The following is a 13871-nucleotide window of genomic DNA, read 5'->3' on the forward strand; positions in this document are numbered from 1 at the left end:
GACGGGCTTCTGGACACAGCACAGGGGTGAGCCCGCGGAGCCGGGGCGGGGTCGACGACGGGCAGGTGGATGCCGCGGCCGAGGGTGTGCTTCTTGAGTGGGCATTGGGTGCGGTTGGCTTCGGCGGGGCACATGACGCGGCGGTGACCTTCGGCATCGGGGGCGCTGTTCGGGCATGAAGAGGTAGGCGGCTCGGGCGCGGATACGGTCGATCCAGGTCTGCTTGTCGATCTTCTCGGCGATCAGGTTCTTGGTTGCGTCCTTGAGGGTCTGGGGCGTGGAGGGGCAGTACCAGTTGCCTTCGCCGAGTTGGACGCCGGCGAAGCCGGGCTGAACGCCGCGTTGGTCCTTCGCACAGTCGTAGACGGGCTCGTAGCCCATGGCGCGGATGGGGAACTGGAAGTCTCCGCCGTGACCTTCAAGGCGGGATGACGTCGCTGCCAGGGTGGCGCGAGGTCAGCCGGAGGCTTCGGCGTAGTCGGTCAACCGGTCCAGGAAGCCGTCGACCGTGGCCACGGGGGCTGGCCAGCCGAGTCGTCGGCCGAGCCGGGTCATCTGGGGCTGTTCGAAGGCGGACGCGGACGGATCCTCGGCTCCCTCGAGCCAGCGCTCCACCGGACCGTCCCACCGCACGCGACCTTCGGCGAGGACGACGATCCGGTCGAAGCTCTCGGCGCAGAAGTCCGGGTCGTGGGTGATGGCGACGATCGTCTTTCCCTTCCGGTGCAGGTCCCCCATGAGTTCTTCGAGCAGGGTGACCGAGCGGTGGTCCTGTCCGGTGGTGGGCTCGTCCAGGACGATGACCGGGGTGTCCATCGCGAGGACCGAGGCGAGGGCGACCCGTTTGCGCTCGCCGAACGACAGATGGCGGGGGTGACTGTCCGCCTCCGCGGTCAGGCCGGTGACGCGCAGCGCCCATGCCGTGAGGGCGGTCCGGCGGTCGGCCGGGAAGCCGAGGTTGCGGGGGCCGAAGCTGACTTCCTTGGCCACCGTGGCGGCGTGCAGCTGGTCGTCCGGGTTCTGGAAGACGAAGCCCACGCTGCGGGCCAGCTCGGCGATCCCGAGCCTCGAGGCGTCGCGGCCGTCCACCTCGACCGTCCCCGACGTGGGGCGGGCGATGCCGATCAGGTGCCGGGCCAGGGTGCTCTTGCCCGCCCCGTTGGGGCCCATGACCGCCACGCGTTCGCCGGCCCGGACGGCCAGCGAGACGCCCGCGAGCGCGGTCGTTCCGTTCGGGTAGCGATGGGTCAGGGAGTCGATGCGCAGCACCATCACAGGCCTCCGGCGGTTCTCGCGCTCTTCGGTGCGGCGGCGAACCCGTCCGCGGCCGCCTCCAGGGTCACGGGCAGCGGACGGTCCGCCTCCCACAGGCCGCGTTCGGCGGCGCGGCGGGCGGCCGTCGTGTAGCGCAGTGGGGCCACCCCCCACTGCGCGAGCCGGGGGTCGGTGAGGACGTCGGCCGGTGGCCCGTCGGCGACGATCCGTCCCTCGTCCAGGACCAGAACGCGGTCCGCGTACCGGGCGGGCCGTTCGAGCCGGTGCTCGAAGAGAACGACCGTGACGCCCCGCGCCCGCAGGGTCTCCAGCGCGTCGAACACCAACCCGGCGCCCACCGCGTCGAGTTGGGAGGTCGGCTCGTCCAGCACCATGACGGCCGGTCTCATCACCAACGCCGATCCGATGGCCAGGAGTTGCTGCTGTCCCCCGGAGATCTCGTACGGGGACAGGCCGGCCAGGGCGGTGAGTCCCAGGTCTGCCATGACCGCCTCGACCCGGCGGATCATCTCGGTCCGGTCGACGCCGAGGTTCTCCAGGCCGAAGGCCAGTTCCTCGCGGAGCGTGAACCGTGCTCCCGACAGCTGGTTGAACGGATTCTGCATGACCAGGCCGACTTCGCCGACGAGTTCGGACGGCGGAGTCTTCGCCAGCAGCCGTCCGCCGACCCGTGCCGAACCCGAAGGATCGCCGCTGGTCATGTGGGGGACGACTCCGCTGATCACTCCCGCGAGCGTGGTCTTGCCCGCGCCCTCGGCACCGACCACGGCACAGATCTGGCCACGCGGCACGACGAGGTCGATCTCCCGCAGAGCGGGTCGGGCGCCGGCCGGATAGGTGAGGGAGAAGTCCCTGAATTCGATCACTGGAGCACTCCGAATACATTGACTACGACCGCGGTGAGCGCGCACAGTCCCATGACGGTCCGGGCGACCCGTTGCGCCGCGGTGTCCGGCACCTCGGTCAGGAACGTGGGACGGCGGCTGGTGCCGAAGCCCCGGGTCTCCATGGCCACCGCACGGTCACCCACCTCCGTGAGAGCACCGAGGATCAGCGGCCCGGCCATGGGCACCAGGGCCCGGACCCGGCCACGCAGCCCCTTGACCGGCAGGCCGCGCGCCTGCTGGGCGTGCAGGATGCCCTGGGCCCGGCCGGCGAGCGCGGGCGCGATCTGCAGGGCGGCCGAGACGACGTAGACCGTCTTGGGCGACATGCCGCGTTGAGTCATCGCGCTCATCAGCGCGCCGGGGTGCGTGGTGAGGAGAAGGAGGAAGAATCCGCCCATCAGCACCATGATCCGCAGGGCGGTCTGGGTGGCGAAAACCAGCCCCTCGTATTTCAACTCCAGGGGGCCGATTTCAGCCACCACCTGGCTGGTCTCCGGATAGAAGAATCCCTGAATCACATAAATGGTGAGAGCGATCGGAACCCACAGGGCGAGAATCATGGGGAAGAATTTACGGAGGGTTCCCGAAACAATTACCATGGGAAGGACCGCCGTACAGAAGAGCAGCAACGGCCACCAGGTCATGGTGAGAGCAAATGCGGACACGGTGACGGTGACCGCGAAGACCAGTTTGGTGAGCGGATTCAGCCGGTGAACGGGGGAATCGTCGGCCGAGCGCGGGGATACGCCCATGAGGTCACGTCCTTCTCGACACGAGGCGGTGGACCGCCAGCACGCGATGCCGCTGGACAAAGGGGAATCGGTGCACGTAGCCGGCGGGCAGGCCCGCCAGCAGAGTCAGTGCCAGGGCCACGGTCAGCGCCTTGTCCAGGGGGTCCGCGACCAGTCCTTGCAGACTGGCGGCCTTCAGCATGCTGTTTCCGTAGGCCTGGAACGTCGCGATGACGGCCGACTGCCCCACCGTGCCGCCGGCGTTGCCGAAGACGAAGGCGGTGATGGGGGCGGAGACCACGCCGGCGAACACGCCGATCACACCCCCCGCGAGCAGGGCGGTCGGGACGCGCCGGAACCAGCCGGCCCGCGCCAGGGTGCCTGCGATGAAGCCGATCAGGGCGGCGGTCACCGCATAGGGCAGCGCCCCGGGTGTGATGGTCATCCCGACGACGATGCTGGCCAGAGCCCCGGTGGCGGCGCCCGCGGCGGGTCCGGCGAGGACACCCACGAGCACGGTGCCGATCGAGTCGAGCTGGAGCGGCAGACCGCTGAAGTAGACGATCTTCCCCATCACGATGTTGATGGTGATCGCCACCGGCAGCAGTGCCACGGTCGTCGTCGGCAGCCCCGCCACAGCACCGGAGACGATCAGCATCGCCCCGAGGGTATAGCCGCACAGGGCGAGCAGTGCGGCCGGACCGCCCACGCCGCCGTGCACGGAATCGGGTCTGGCCGAGATCAGCCCCGCGTAGGTGAGAGCGACGATTGCCGCGCCGATCCCGATACGCCATCGCGGAGATAAGTGCCATGCGCTTAACGGAAGTTTACCCGTCATTGAACTGTCGCCCCCCGGGGTGTCGCCAAGCTCCATTAGTCGCCGGCCATGATCCGTAGCGAGGGTAACCCGTGTCAATACCCACGGTACCAGGCTCGGCGAACGAAGAAGTCGTTCCCCTGGTCAGGAATATTGAAACGCCATTGACAAAAGAAGAACCCCGACGTTCTACTCGATCGAAACCGAGCTCGTCCCGGACAGCGCTTTGTCCGATTTTCCATGCAGAATGGCGAGTTTTTCATCAATCGTCAGAAACGAGGTCGTTGGCATGTCCAATTACCATTCTTTCGCGGATTCTTATACTGCGGGCTTACGCGACATTCTTGCGGAGGGCAGCGAGGTCGCCTCGGTGCGCGATCCGCTCTCCAAGGCGTCGGGCTTCGGCCAGAACGACCGGCCGTATCGCGAACTTCTGGCCTACCAGAGCCGGATCGCCGACCCGACCTCCTGTCTCGCGGTCACCCCGCACCTGCCGGTCAACCTCTCGTACTGTTTCGGCTTGCTCGCCTGGTCCCTGGACGGCCGCAACGACGTCGACACTCCCGCGTACTACCGCCGCGGCGCCCATGAGTACTCGGACGACCAGCACACGCTGAGCGGTGCGTTCGGCCACCGGCTGCTGACTTCCAGGGGCAACCAGCTGGCGGAAGTGGTCGGCCGCATCGAGCGCGACCCCGCCCACCGGCGCGCGTTCGCCCTGGTGCTGCAGCCCGAGGACAACTTCCGCCAGTCGCGGGAGTACCCGTGCGCCGTGGGCGTCCACCTGTTCCTCCGGGACGGCGCGCTCACCTGGATCACCGTCATGCGGGCCCAGCAGGCGCTGACGGTCCTGCCGTACGACGCCTTCCTCTTCATGGGGATGCAGCAGTACGCGGCGTCGCTGCTGAACGTCCCGAGCGGCCCGTACATCCACCAGTCGGGCACCTTCCACTTCTACGACAACGAGCTGGACCTGGCCCGGAAGGTCGTCGAGGAGCCGGTGGAGGCGGTGTCGCTGCCCGCGTTCCCCGGTACCGCGGACGGCGGCCGGGAGGTCGCGCGTGAACTCGTCGACCTCGAGCGCCGGTTGCGGCTCGCGGCGCAGTCGGGCGATGTCGCGGCCGTGGACGAGATCGCCGTGCACAAGGCGAACACCGAGTTCGCCGATGTCGCCCGGGCCTGTCTGGCCACGCACGCCTACCGCAAGCTGGGCGACGCCACGTCGCTGGTGACCAGCCCGGCCTCCAGCGGTGGCGTCGCGAACCTCATCGCCGCGATCTGATCGCGGCGGAGGATCACACGTGAGGACAACGGTTCGTACCCCACTGGAGCCGAACGGTCCGGAGGCGGCCGAGGCCGGCGGGACGCTGGCCGAACTCGTCGTCGTGCGGCGCCGGTTGTTCGAGGCACACCCCGGCCGGGCCCGGTTCACCTACCCGGTCATGGCGGCACTGGTCCCGGTGGCGACCAGCAGAGGAGGCGAGGTCGCCTATCCCGGTGATCCGATGTGCCTGTACTCGGCGCTGACCCTGACCATCCAGCGCTCGGTGGCCCGGCTGCGCGCGGGACTGCAGAAGGAGCCGTCTCCCGACGACGTCTGCCCGGACTGGGGGGACTACCCGGACGACGAGTACCGCCGTACGGCGAACGGGCCGCGGAGCACCCTGGTCGCCGACAGCGAGACCACCGACGGCCACATCTTCGACCCCCGGATCTGGGACGAGGTGGCCCGCGAGCGGTTCATCGCCGAGCTGCGCACGCTGCAGCCCAAGGTTCTCCTGCTCAGCGCGGTGTCGGCGGCGCACCGGTACGCGCTGGAGATGGCCGAGCTGGCCAAGGAACACGCGCCGCACTGCTTCGTCGTCCTCGGCGGCCGGCACGCCGACGAGACGATCCGGTACCGCGACGCCGACGGCACTGCGGAGTTCTCCTGGAGCAGCACGGTGGAGGTCGTCCGCGACGGCCGCGCGGGCCGGGTCGTCGACTTCGTGGTCGCCGGTGACGGCGCACCCCTGCTCGACCTGCTGCTGCGGGCCCTGTCGCTGACCGTCCCGCCCGGCTTCGGCCCGACGGACAACGGGGCGGTGCTCGACGCCCTTCCGCTGGTGGCCGGCGGCGGGGAGGCGCTGCGCGGTTCGGGCACGATCGTCGGGTTCTGCCCCGGTGAGGCGGTGGTCGTGCCGGTCCGCGGCGAGCGGCTCAGTTCGATCGAACTCCCTTCGCCGTACGAGGCGTTCTCCATCCGCGCGCGCTTCGGTGTCTTCACGGAGGCCGGGAGCCACCCCCTGGGCAGTCGTACGGCGCACGTGATGACGCTGGACTCCTGCCCGTTCAAATGCACCTTCTGTTCGGAGAGCATCCAGGTCTCCCAGCGGCCCACCCGGTTCGCGGTGAGCGAGACCGAGCACGTGGCCCGGCGGGTCCGCAAGCTCATGGACTGGGGCGCGGAAGCCGCGTTCTTCGACGACCCGGTGTTCTGGGGCGGGAACTGGAAGGCGATCACCGAGTTCTGCCGGGATCTGCGGGCACAGGGCACGGACCTGCCGGGCGGCGGCTCCTTCGAGTGGGGTGCCCAGCTCACCGTCGACGTGGTGCTCAACCGGGCCAAGGCCGAGGAGGTGCGCGCCGGGCTCGAACTGATGCGCAGCAGCGGCTGCACCTACGTCTACATCGGCATCGAGAGCATGGCCCAGAGCGTGATGGCCCACGTGGGAAAGAACCTGCTGCGCCGCAACCCGGAGGCCTGGGTGAGCAAGGTGCGCGAGGCGCTCGCCACCATCCGGGGCCACGGCATCAGGGTCGGCAGCTCGGTCCTCTTCGGTCTGGACGGCGAGTGCCGGGAGACCATCGAGGAGACGATCGAGGAGATCGGCCGGCTGATCGACGACGAACTGCTCATCATGGCCAGCCCCAACATCCTCACGTACCACCCGGGTACGGCGATCACCGCCGCACACGGCCAGGACCGCCTGGACTACCACTCGCGCAAGGACAACCGGCCGCCCTACTCGTACTTCGAGGAGGCCTATCCGGAGGTCGTCTCCCAACTGCTCACGGAGGACGACATCTGGTACATCCACAAGTCCTCGGCCGAGCGGTGGGGCACCGTCCGCAACAGCGCGGCCGAGGCCATGGCCGAGGCGGCGACATGACCAGCAGCACCGACAACGGCCGTGGGAGGGCATGTGCTTGACGTCGATCACAAGAGTTACTGGGGAGACTACTTCTCCTATTTCCCCGCCCTGGCCCGCTACATCCCGCTGGGCGAGTACGCCCGGCGGGTCCGGCCGCGCGCCTGCGTCCTAGGCGTCTCCGACGGGAAGTTCGCCCTGCCGCTGCTCCGCGCCGGCTGGGAGGTCATCGGGGTGGAGAGCGACGAACTCTTCCTCGAGGGAGGCGAGTTGGACCTCGTCGACGGGCACCACGACATCCTGGGCCTGCGGCAGCGGCTCGCCGCCGAGGGCCTGACGGACCAGTGCACCGTCGTCGAGCAGGACTACATGACGCTGCCGGCCGAGGGCGACTTCCAGCTCGTCCTGGGCAGCGGCCTGTGGTCGATGCCGCCCAACCGGGCCCACACCATGGAGGCGCTCGTCCACCACGCGATGGACATGGTCGCGCCGGGCGGACTCTTCTTCGGCGAGTGGCTGATCGGGCTCAACGACGACGAGCGGAGCTGCGGGTACTACCCGACGGCCGCGGAGATGGACCGGATCGTCCAGAGGCCGGGCTGGGAACTGTTCGAGAACGCCGACCTCGGCATCCGCGGCGAGAGCCACCTGGGCTACGAGCAGTGGCACTACCACAGGTACGCGGCCGTGATCACCCACCGCATGCCGCCGCCCCGTGAGCCCGCGCGGGAGAAGTGACCTCCGTGACCGCATCGCATCTCACCGGCTGTCCCCGCCTGCGCGGGGGCGGCCGCCCGGCCGTCGTGGTCACCGACCTCGACGGCACGCTGCTGCTCTCGGACGGGACGCTGAGCGAGCGTACGGTGGCGGCGCTGCGGGCGGCGGCCGCGCAGGGCACCCGTATCGTCTTCGCGACGGCCCGCCCGGCCTGGTCGGCCCGCGAACTCCTGCGCGCCGTCCGCGGTCTCGGAGCCTTCCTGGTGTCGTCCAACGGTGCCGTCGTCAGCGACCTGGACGGCGGCGGCGTCCGGCGGATCCGGGCGATGGCCCCGGCCACCGTCCGCGCCGAGATCGCGGCGCTCGGGACGCTCCCCTGGGCCGTGGACCGGGAGCACGACCGCCTGCTCGGCCCCGGCTGGCCCGACATCCTGGCCAGCGGTCGGGGGGCCGCCCCGCGCGTCGACGACGTGCCGGACGGTTCGCCCGTGCTGTGTCTGATGGTGCACACCGGCACCGGCGGGCCGCAGTCCCCGCTCGGGATGCGGGGCGCGGTGCGGTGGACCTCCTCGGGACCGGGACTGCTGGAGGTGTCCGCCCCCGAGGCGGACAAGGTGTCCGCGGTGGCCTCGGTGCTCGCCGCTCTCGGCGTCGGCTGGGACCGGGTGGTCGCCTTCGGTGACGCGCCCAACGACACGGGTCTGCTCGCCGCCGCGGGCCTCGGCGTGGCCGTCGCGAACGCGAGCGCGGACGTACGGGCGGCCGCCGACGCGCTCACCGCGGGCAACGACGACGACGGCGTGGCCACCTGGCTGGAGGGGATGTGCCTGTGCCACGTGTGAACAGCCTCGCGGAGGCCGACCGGGTGTGGATCGTGGGCGGCCCCGGCTGCGGCAAGTCGACCCTCGCCCGTGCACTCGCCGAGCGGCGTGGCATCGAGCCCGTCACACTCGACGCCCTCTTCTGGGGACCGAACTGGACCCCGGTGCCCACGGCGGAGTTCCTGGCCCGCGTCGAACGGGAACTGTCGTCCGACCGCTGGATCGTCGACGGTCAGTTCACCGCGAGCGTCGATGCCTTCGCGCACCGGGCGGACTGCGTGGTGTGGACGGATCCGCCGCTGCGCGTGACCTGGCCGCGGCTGCTGCGCCGCACCCTGCGGCGCTGGATCAGGCGCGAGGAACTCTGGGGCGGCGTCCGGGAGACGCTGTGGACCGTCATCGGTCCCCGCTCCATCCTCTGGTACGCCGTCAAGGTGCGCACGTCCCAACGGCTCGCCGGCCAACAGCTGTTCGACCGGCTCAGGGGCACCGACGTGCTGCTTCTGCACACCCGGGAAAGCGATGCGCGCTCTCTGCTGGAATGAACCCGCTACCGTTTCGTCCTACACCCATCCGATCGCCCTCCCTGGAGTTCCCCCCATGCACGTCTCCTCGTACGACTCCGTCGACCAGCTGCCGACGACGGAGTGGGACGCCCTGGTGATCGGCTCGACCATCTACTCCAGCAGCGGCTTCGCCGGCGTACGCGCCGAGGAACTGCCCCCCGGAGCCGAGGCCCGTTACTTAGTGGCGCGCGCCGACAGCGGAGCACCGGTCGCCGGGGCCGAGACGTACGCGTTCGCGCGTCCGCCGCATGCGCTCTACACCCCCGCCGACCTGCTCGCCGGTCTGATCGACGAGGAACACCACGCCTCTCTCGCGGCCCAACCCCTGGTGCTCGGCGCGGGCTGGTCGGAGTTCCGGGGGCAGTTGCCGGGCCGGGACGGGGTGACGGCGCAGGATCGCTCGGCGGCGGTGCGCGCGCTCACCGCGGGCACCCTCGACTTCGCCCGGACCGCCGGGGCGGGCGTGCTCGGCTACTACTACCTGCCCCGGGCGGAGGCACTGGAGGTCGCCGAGGCCCACGCCGACGACGGAGCCGTACTCCTCTACCACGACGTGGAGACGATCCTGCCCGTCGGCCTGTGGCGGAACCTGGACGACTACCTGGCCTGGCTGCCCTCCGGCCGGCGGCCCCGGGCCCGGCGCGAACGCAGGGACTTCGGCCGCAGCGGGCGGACCATCCGGGAGGTCTCGCTGCCCGAGGTCGTCAAGGAGATCGCCCCGCTCAACAGCGCGCTGATGCGCCGCCACGGACACGAGTTCGGCGAGGAGCGCGCGGCGACGGTGTACGACCGGCAGGGCCGTCACCTCGGCGACCGCAGCACGCTGCTGCTGGCGGAGGACGCCGGACACCCCGTCGGTTTCGCCCTGCGGTACCGCCACGGCGACACGCTCTACGCGCGCGTGGCCGGTTTCGACTACTCGGTGCCCAACATGGCCGACTACTTCAACCTGGTCGTCTACCACCCCGTCGAGTCGGGCGTCGGCCGCACGGTCCAGGCCATCCACCTCGGTCTGGGCACCTTCCAGGCCAAGCTGGCGCGTGGCGCCCAGCCCAACCCCCTGTACAGCGTGTTCGTGGGCGTGGACCGGCCGTTGGCGGCGGACGAGAACAGGGTCCGCGAACGCAACCGGGCCGAGGCCGAGGCGTTCGGCGCCGAGTACGGCCGGTTCGTGGTGGGCGGGCTGAACACCGACGACTGGCTGCTGTGAGCAAGGGAGGAAGCGCACATGCCTGATGTGAAGCACTTCGAGTCGATCGACGACATCGACCGGGACGCCTGGGACGCGCTCGCTCCGGGCAGTCGCTTCTACCAGAGCCACGCCTGGCTGCGTGGCCAGGAGCGGCCCGACTTCGCCACCCCCGGATACCTCACGGTCGAGGCCGACGGCGAACTCCTCGCCGGGACGCCGTACTACGACTTCCCGGCCGAGAACGCGCCGCCCCTGCCGGACGTGGCCGAGGGCCGTGCCGTGCTCAGACTCGGCACCCGCACCGGCTACCACAACGAGTTCCTGCTCTCGAAGGATCCCGGCACCGGGCCGGAGGCGCTCGACGCCCTGGTCGCCGGTGCCGCCGAGCGCGCCGCCGCACTGGACTGCGACGCGCTGCTCTTCGACTTCCTCACCACCGACGGTCTGCGGCTGCTCGCCAGCCGCTTCGACGTACGGGCCCAACTGCGGTACGCCGAGGCCGTGGTGCACAACGACGGCGGGACCTTCGAGTCCTACCGTCAGCTGCTCGGCCGGAACGTCCGCAAGCGCGAGTACGAGATGCGGCGCTTCGCAGGCTCCGGGCTGCGTGTGGAGGAGGCCCCGCTCTCCGCCTGCGTCGACGAGTTCGCGCCCCTGGTCGGCCAGACCATGGACCGCTACGGAGCCTCGCTCGACCTCGCGGAGATCCACACGTTCCTGACCGTCCAGGCCCGCTGTCTGGACGACCTGAGCACTGTGTTCCGCTGCGTCGACGAGGAGGGGCACCTGGTCGGCGCCAACCTGAGCTTCGCCTGGCGGGACACCTTCTACGCCCGGGTGGCCGGCTTCGACTACACACGGACGCGGAACGCGTACGAGTACTTCAACGCTGTGTACTACGCGCCACTGCATCACATGGAACGTCACGGCATGACCGCGCTCCACCTCGGGCCCTCCGCACTGAAGGCGAAGGTGCACCGGGGGGCGTCGCTGCACCCGCTGTGGGCGGCCGTCGTCCCGCTGCCGGCCACCGCGGGCGCCGGGCTGCGGCGCGACGCGGTGGCGGACCAGGCTCTCGCCGACTCGGTACGGGAGGAGGCGGGCGGCGGCATGAGCGACGAGGAGTGGGACCTGGGCCGCGTCACTCCCCTGTGACGGGTGCCCGGCCGTCGGGCGCGCGGACGGGCCACAGCACCGGACAGAACTCCGGGTCGGAGTAGTCCGGTTGGCCGGCCGGGGTCCTGCCGACCAGGGAGTCGTGCTTGTACGGCTCCTGCCGTCCGTCCGACAGGGCATGGTCGTGGTAGGTGTTCGACCCGTCCTGGAGATGAAACGAGATGGCCCGGCGCGGTCGGGGACTGCGGTTGGCGCCGCTGCCGTGGTAGAGGCGGCAGTGGTGGAAGGTCATGTGTCCCTTGGGAATGCGCACCGGAACCTTCTCCACCACGGCGCCGTTGCGCTCCGCGTCACCGTTCAGGAGATAGGCGCGCTCCAGGTCCCGCGGATCACCGGTCGGCCGTGTGGCGCCGTGCCGATGCCGCCAGAGATGGCTTCCGTTCACCATGGTGATGGTGCCCGATTCCTCGGTGCAGTCATGGAAGGGAATGAAAGCGGTCAGCATTTCTTCGGACGAGCACGTGGGCCAGAAATACTTGTCGAAGTGCCAGGAAACGATGTTTGACTTCTCGGCGGCGATCGGCGGCTTGTAGATCAGCGTCGCCTGGAAGGCGCGTATTTCATGCGTCTTCGCCAAACGGGCGGCCACGGCCCCGATGATGGGTTTCCGTAGGATTTTACCGATGGTTTCGTCCTGGTAGTGAATGTAGTCGTTGTTGCGCTGGACGTCCCCGTCCGCAGGCGTCCAGTCGGCCAGCCTGTCCGGCCGGAAAGGAAGTTCACGATCGCGCTGACCTGCGTAGTAGCGCTCACTGGCCGCGGTCAGCGCGTCCACTTCCGCATCGGTGAGCAGTTTCTCCGACAGATACCAGCCACGCTCGGAATAAAGCTTGACATCTCCCTCCGATGGGAGAAGTTCGACTTCCTCTTGGCTAATTCCAGAATGGTCGCACATGCCTTCACGGTAGCGGACCCGAGTGCCCCGTGCTAGCGTTGCCGTGATTTTTTCACAAAGAGGTTCGACAACAGGGTTCGACCGAGGGTTGGAGTAGCCATTCTCGACAGGGACACCCGAATGCTGGTTGCGGAGAACAGGAACTTCCGCAACATCTGGCTGGGGGAGACCTCGGCTCATTTTGGCGGACAATTAACCAGTTTTCTCCTCCCCCTGATCGCGGTCACCTACCTGCACGCCGACGGCACGGGCGTGGGGGTCGTCGCGGCCGTGCAGTTCGTCCCCGTCGTGGTGCTGTCACTGGTCGCCGGTGTCATGGTCGACCGGTATCCGCCGCGCCGCACCCTGGTCACCGCCAGCCTCATCCAGGGAGCGGCGCTTGCGGTGCTGGGCGCCTTCCAGGCGGCCGACGGGATGACCTTCGGCCAACTCGTCGCGGCCGCCGCCGTCATCGGTGTCGCCACCGTCTTCTACGAGGTCGCCTACCAGTCCACGTTGCCCAGGATCCTGCCGCTGGACTCCATCGCTTCGGCCAACGGCCTGCATCAGGCGACGTATTCGGTCAGCACCCTCGCCGGTCCGGCCGCGGCCGGCTTCCTGGTCGGCAGGCTGGGGCTGTCTCCGACCCTGACGGTGGCCGCCGCCTGCTCGGCGGGTGCCGTCGCCAGCGGTCTGCTGCTGCAGGGCGTCAAGGCCCCCGAACAACCCCGTGAGTCGGCGCTGAAGGCGATCGGCTCCGGACTGCGCTACACCTGGTCACTGCGTCCGATCCGGGACCTGTGCGTCCAGGCGGGTCTGTCCAACCTGCACGAGAAGGCCTTCCTCACCGTCTTCCTGGTGTTCGCCGTCCGCGGACTCGGCATGAGCGGCACCACCGTGGGTGTGATCACCGGTATCGGCAGCGTGGGCGCCCTGGTCGGCTCGCTCTTCGCAAGCCGGCTCACCAAGAGGTGGGCCGTCGGCGGCGTGCTGGCCCTGGGGGCGGTGCTGGCCGCGCTCGGCTTGCTGCTCGTTCCGGTGGCCGGCCAGGCCGGCGTGCACGTGGCGGTGTTCGCGTCGGTCGGCATGATGGTGAACGGCTTCGGTGTGGCTCTGTTCAACGTGTTCGCCGTGAGCCTGCGGCAGGCCATTCCGCCGGACCACCAGATCGGCGCGGTGACGGCGAGCTACCGCCTGGTCGCCCTGGGCACGCTCCCCCTGGGCGCGCTCATCGGCGGCGCCCTGGCCGACGCTCTGTCCCCCGGTACGGCCCTCTGGGTCGTGGGGTTCTCCTACCTCGTCGTCTCGTTCTGGCTGACCTTCTCGCCCCTGCGGGGGGCCCGCACACTGGAGGAGGCGCGGGAGCTCGGTCGTACGCCGGACGCGCCCGCGGCCGAGGACGCGGACCGGTCCTCCTCGGCCTGAGAGCGAGGTCGGGAGCCGGCGCTCACCCGGCACCGCGTGCACCGGGCAGGCCCGCGGGGAAGACCCGCCCGTGCCGGGTGCGGGCAGACGAGGCGGCCCCGGTGGACCACCGCACGGTCCGCCCGGGCGTCCGCCATGACATCGGCGAGGGTGTCCGCCCGTACGGAACAGCTCCGCGGGAGCTCCTGGTTCGATCGCCGCGCGGGCTGGGCCCATGGCCGTGCGTGCCGCTCCGCTGACGGCGTCGTAGGAGGCGCGC

13 protein-coding genes are annotated in these 13871 nt (G+C 69.9%); 8 read left to right on the forward strand and 5 right to left on the reverse strand.

All coding sequences use genetic code 11. The features are described 5' to 3' along the window. Window positions 1-456 precede the first annotated feature (456 nt). Genes OG858_RS20185 through OG858_RS20200 form a run of 4 tightly spaced genes read right to left on the reverse strand, consistent with a single transcriptional unit; the run spans window position 457 to window position 3731 of the window. Entirely contained in the window at window positions 457-1272 is an 816-nt protein-coding gene (locus tag OG858_RS20185; protein WP_086749712.1) for an energy-coupling factor ABC transporter ATP-binding protein, read from the reverse strand. Continuing rightward, window positions 1272-2141, reverse strand: a complete 870-nt coding sequence (locus OG858_RS20190; RefSeq protein ID WP_328544648.1) for an energy-coupling factor ABC transporter ATP-binding protein — start codon at window positions 2139-2141, stop codon at window positions 1272-1274. Before OG858_RS20190 ends, OG858_RS20185 begins: the two co-directional genes overlap by 1 nt. Then, entirely contained in the window at window positions 2138-2974 is an 837-nt protein-coding gene (locus tag OG858_RS20195; protein WP_327744153.1) for an energy-coupling factor transporter transmembrane component T family protein, read from the reverse strand. The genes OG858_RS20190 and OG858_RS20195 overlap by 4 nt, the downstream gene beginning before the upstream one ends. Continuing rightward, window positions 2919-3731 carry a hypothetical protein gene (locus OG858_RS20200; RefSeq protein WP_319264806.1) on the reverse strand — a complete coding sequence of 271 codons (813 nt, stop codon included), beginning with the start codon at window positions 3729-3731 and terminating at the stop codon, window positions 2919-2921. The genes OG858_RS20195 and OG858_RS20200 overlap by 56 nt, the downstream gene beginning before the upstream one ends. Before the next feature lie 268 nt (window positions 3732-3999). On the opposite strand from OG858_RS20200, the gene OG858_RS20205 reads away from it, so the two are divergent. The 7 genes from OG858_RS20205 to OG858_RS20235 are packed head-to-tail and all read left to right on the forward strand — an operon-like array spanning window position 4000 to window position 11292. Beyond that, a complete protein-coding gene (locus OG858_RS20205) occupies window positions 4000-4992 on the forward strand; it encodes a thymidylate synthase (RefSeq protein WP_319318475.1) in 993 nt (330 codons plus the stop codon). A 19-nt stretch (window positions 4993-5011) separates the two neighbouring features. Then, complete coding sequence (locus OG858_RS20210; protein ID WP_086749708.1) at window positions 5012-6862, forward strand: B12-binding domain-containing radical SAM protein; 1851 nt, start codon at window positions 5012-5014, stop codon at window positions 6860-6862. Between the two features lie 33 nt (window positions 6863-6895). Beyond that, window positions 6896-7579, forward strand: coding sequence for a hypothetical protein (locus OG858_RS20215; protein ID WP_319067011.1), 684 nt, complete (start codon window positions 6896-6898; stop codon window positions 7577-7579). 5 nt (window positions 7580-7584) lie between these two features. Then, window positions 7585-8400: an HAD family hydrolase gene (locus OG858_RS20220; protein ID WP_179201142.1), complete on the forward strand. Its 816-nt coding sequence runs from the start codon at window positions 7585-7587 to the stop codon at window positions 8398-8400. Then, window positions 8388-8924 (forward strand): P-loop NTPase family protein, encoded by a 537-nt coding sequence (locus OG858_RS20225; protein ID WP_327724260.1) that lies wholly within the window; start codon window positions 8388-8390, stop codon window positions 8922-8924. Before OG858_RS20220 ends, OG858_RS20225 begins: the two co-directional genes overlap by 13 nt. A 55-nt stretch (window positions 8925-8979) precedes the next feature. Continuing rightward, entirely contained in the window at window positions 8980-10155 is a 1176-nt protein-coding gene (locus tag OG858_RS20230) for a GNAT family N-acetyltransferase (RefSeq protein WP_327724261.1), read from the forward strand. Between the two features lie 18 nt (window positions 10156-10173). Then, window positions 10174-11292 carry a GNAT family N-acetyltransferase gene (locus tag OG858_RS20235; RefSeq protein ID WP_319264818.1) on the forward strand — a complete coding sequence of 373 codons (1119 nt, stop codon included), beginning with the start codon at window positions 10174-10176 and terminating at the stop codon, window positions 11290-11292. On the opposite strand, the gene OG858_RS20240 is transcribed toward OG858_RS20235, so the two are convergent. Further along, the gene (locus OG858_RS20240) at window positions 11279-12208 is read right to left on the reverse strand and encodes a phytanoyl-CoA dioxygenase family protein (RefSeq protein WP_328544647.1); all 930 of its coding nucleotides are present in this window, start codon (window positions 12206-12208) and stop codon (window positions 11279-11281) included. The genes OG858_RS20235 and OG858_RS20240 overlap by 14 nt on opposite strands. 120 nt (window positions 12209-12328) lie before the next feature. Here OG858_RS20240 and OG858_RS20245 point away from each other — a divergent pair, with 120 nt between their 5' ends. Continuing rightward, entirely contained in the window at window positions 12329-13612 is a 1284-nt protein-coding gene (locus OG858_RS20245; RefSeq protein WP_319067016.1) for an MFS transporter, read from the forward strand. The last annotated feature ends 259 nt before the right edge of the window (window positions 13613-13871 follow it).

The sequence above is a fragment of the Streptomyces europaeiscabiei genome (genome assembly GCF_036346855.1).
GTDB lineage: Bacteria > Actinomycetota > Actinomycetes > Streptomycetales > Streptomycetaceae > Streptomyces > Streptomyces europaeiscabiei.

What these genes read in the sequence shown, in the direction of transcription:
- OG858_RS20185 (WP_086749712.1), bottom strand. Translation starts at nt 1,272, where the DNA reads ATGGTGCTGCGCATCGACTCCCTGACCCATCGCTACCCGAACGGAACG.
- OG858_RS20200 (WP_319264806.1), bottom strand. Translation starts at nt 3,731, where the DNA reads ATGACGGGTAAACTTCCGTTAAGCGCATGGCACTTATCTCCGCGATGG.
- OG858_RS20205 (WP_319318475.1), top strand. Translation starts at nt 4,000, where the DNA reads ATGTCCAATTACCATTCTTTCGCGGATTCTTATACTGCGGGCTTACGC.
- OG858_RS20230 (WP_327724261.1), top strand. Translation starts at nt 8,980, where the DNA reads ATGCACGTCTCCTCGTACGACTCCGTCGACCAGCTGCCGACGACGGAG.
- OG858_RS20235 (WP_319264818.1), top strand. Translation starts at nt 10,174, where the DNA reads ATGCCTGATGTGAAGCACTTCGAGTCGATCGACGACATCGACCGGGAC.
- OG858_RS20240 (WP_328544647.1), bottom strand. Translation starts at nt 12,208, where the DNA reads ATGTGCGACCATTCTGGAATTAGCCAAGAGGAAGTCGAACTTCTCCCA.
- OG858_RS20245 (WP_319067016.1), top strand. Translation starts at nt 12,329, where the DNA reads ATGCTGGTTGCGGAGAACAGGAACTTCCGCAACATCTGGCTGGGGGAG.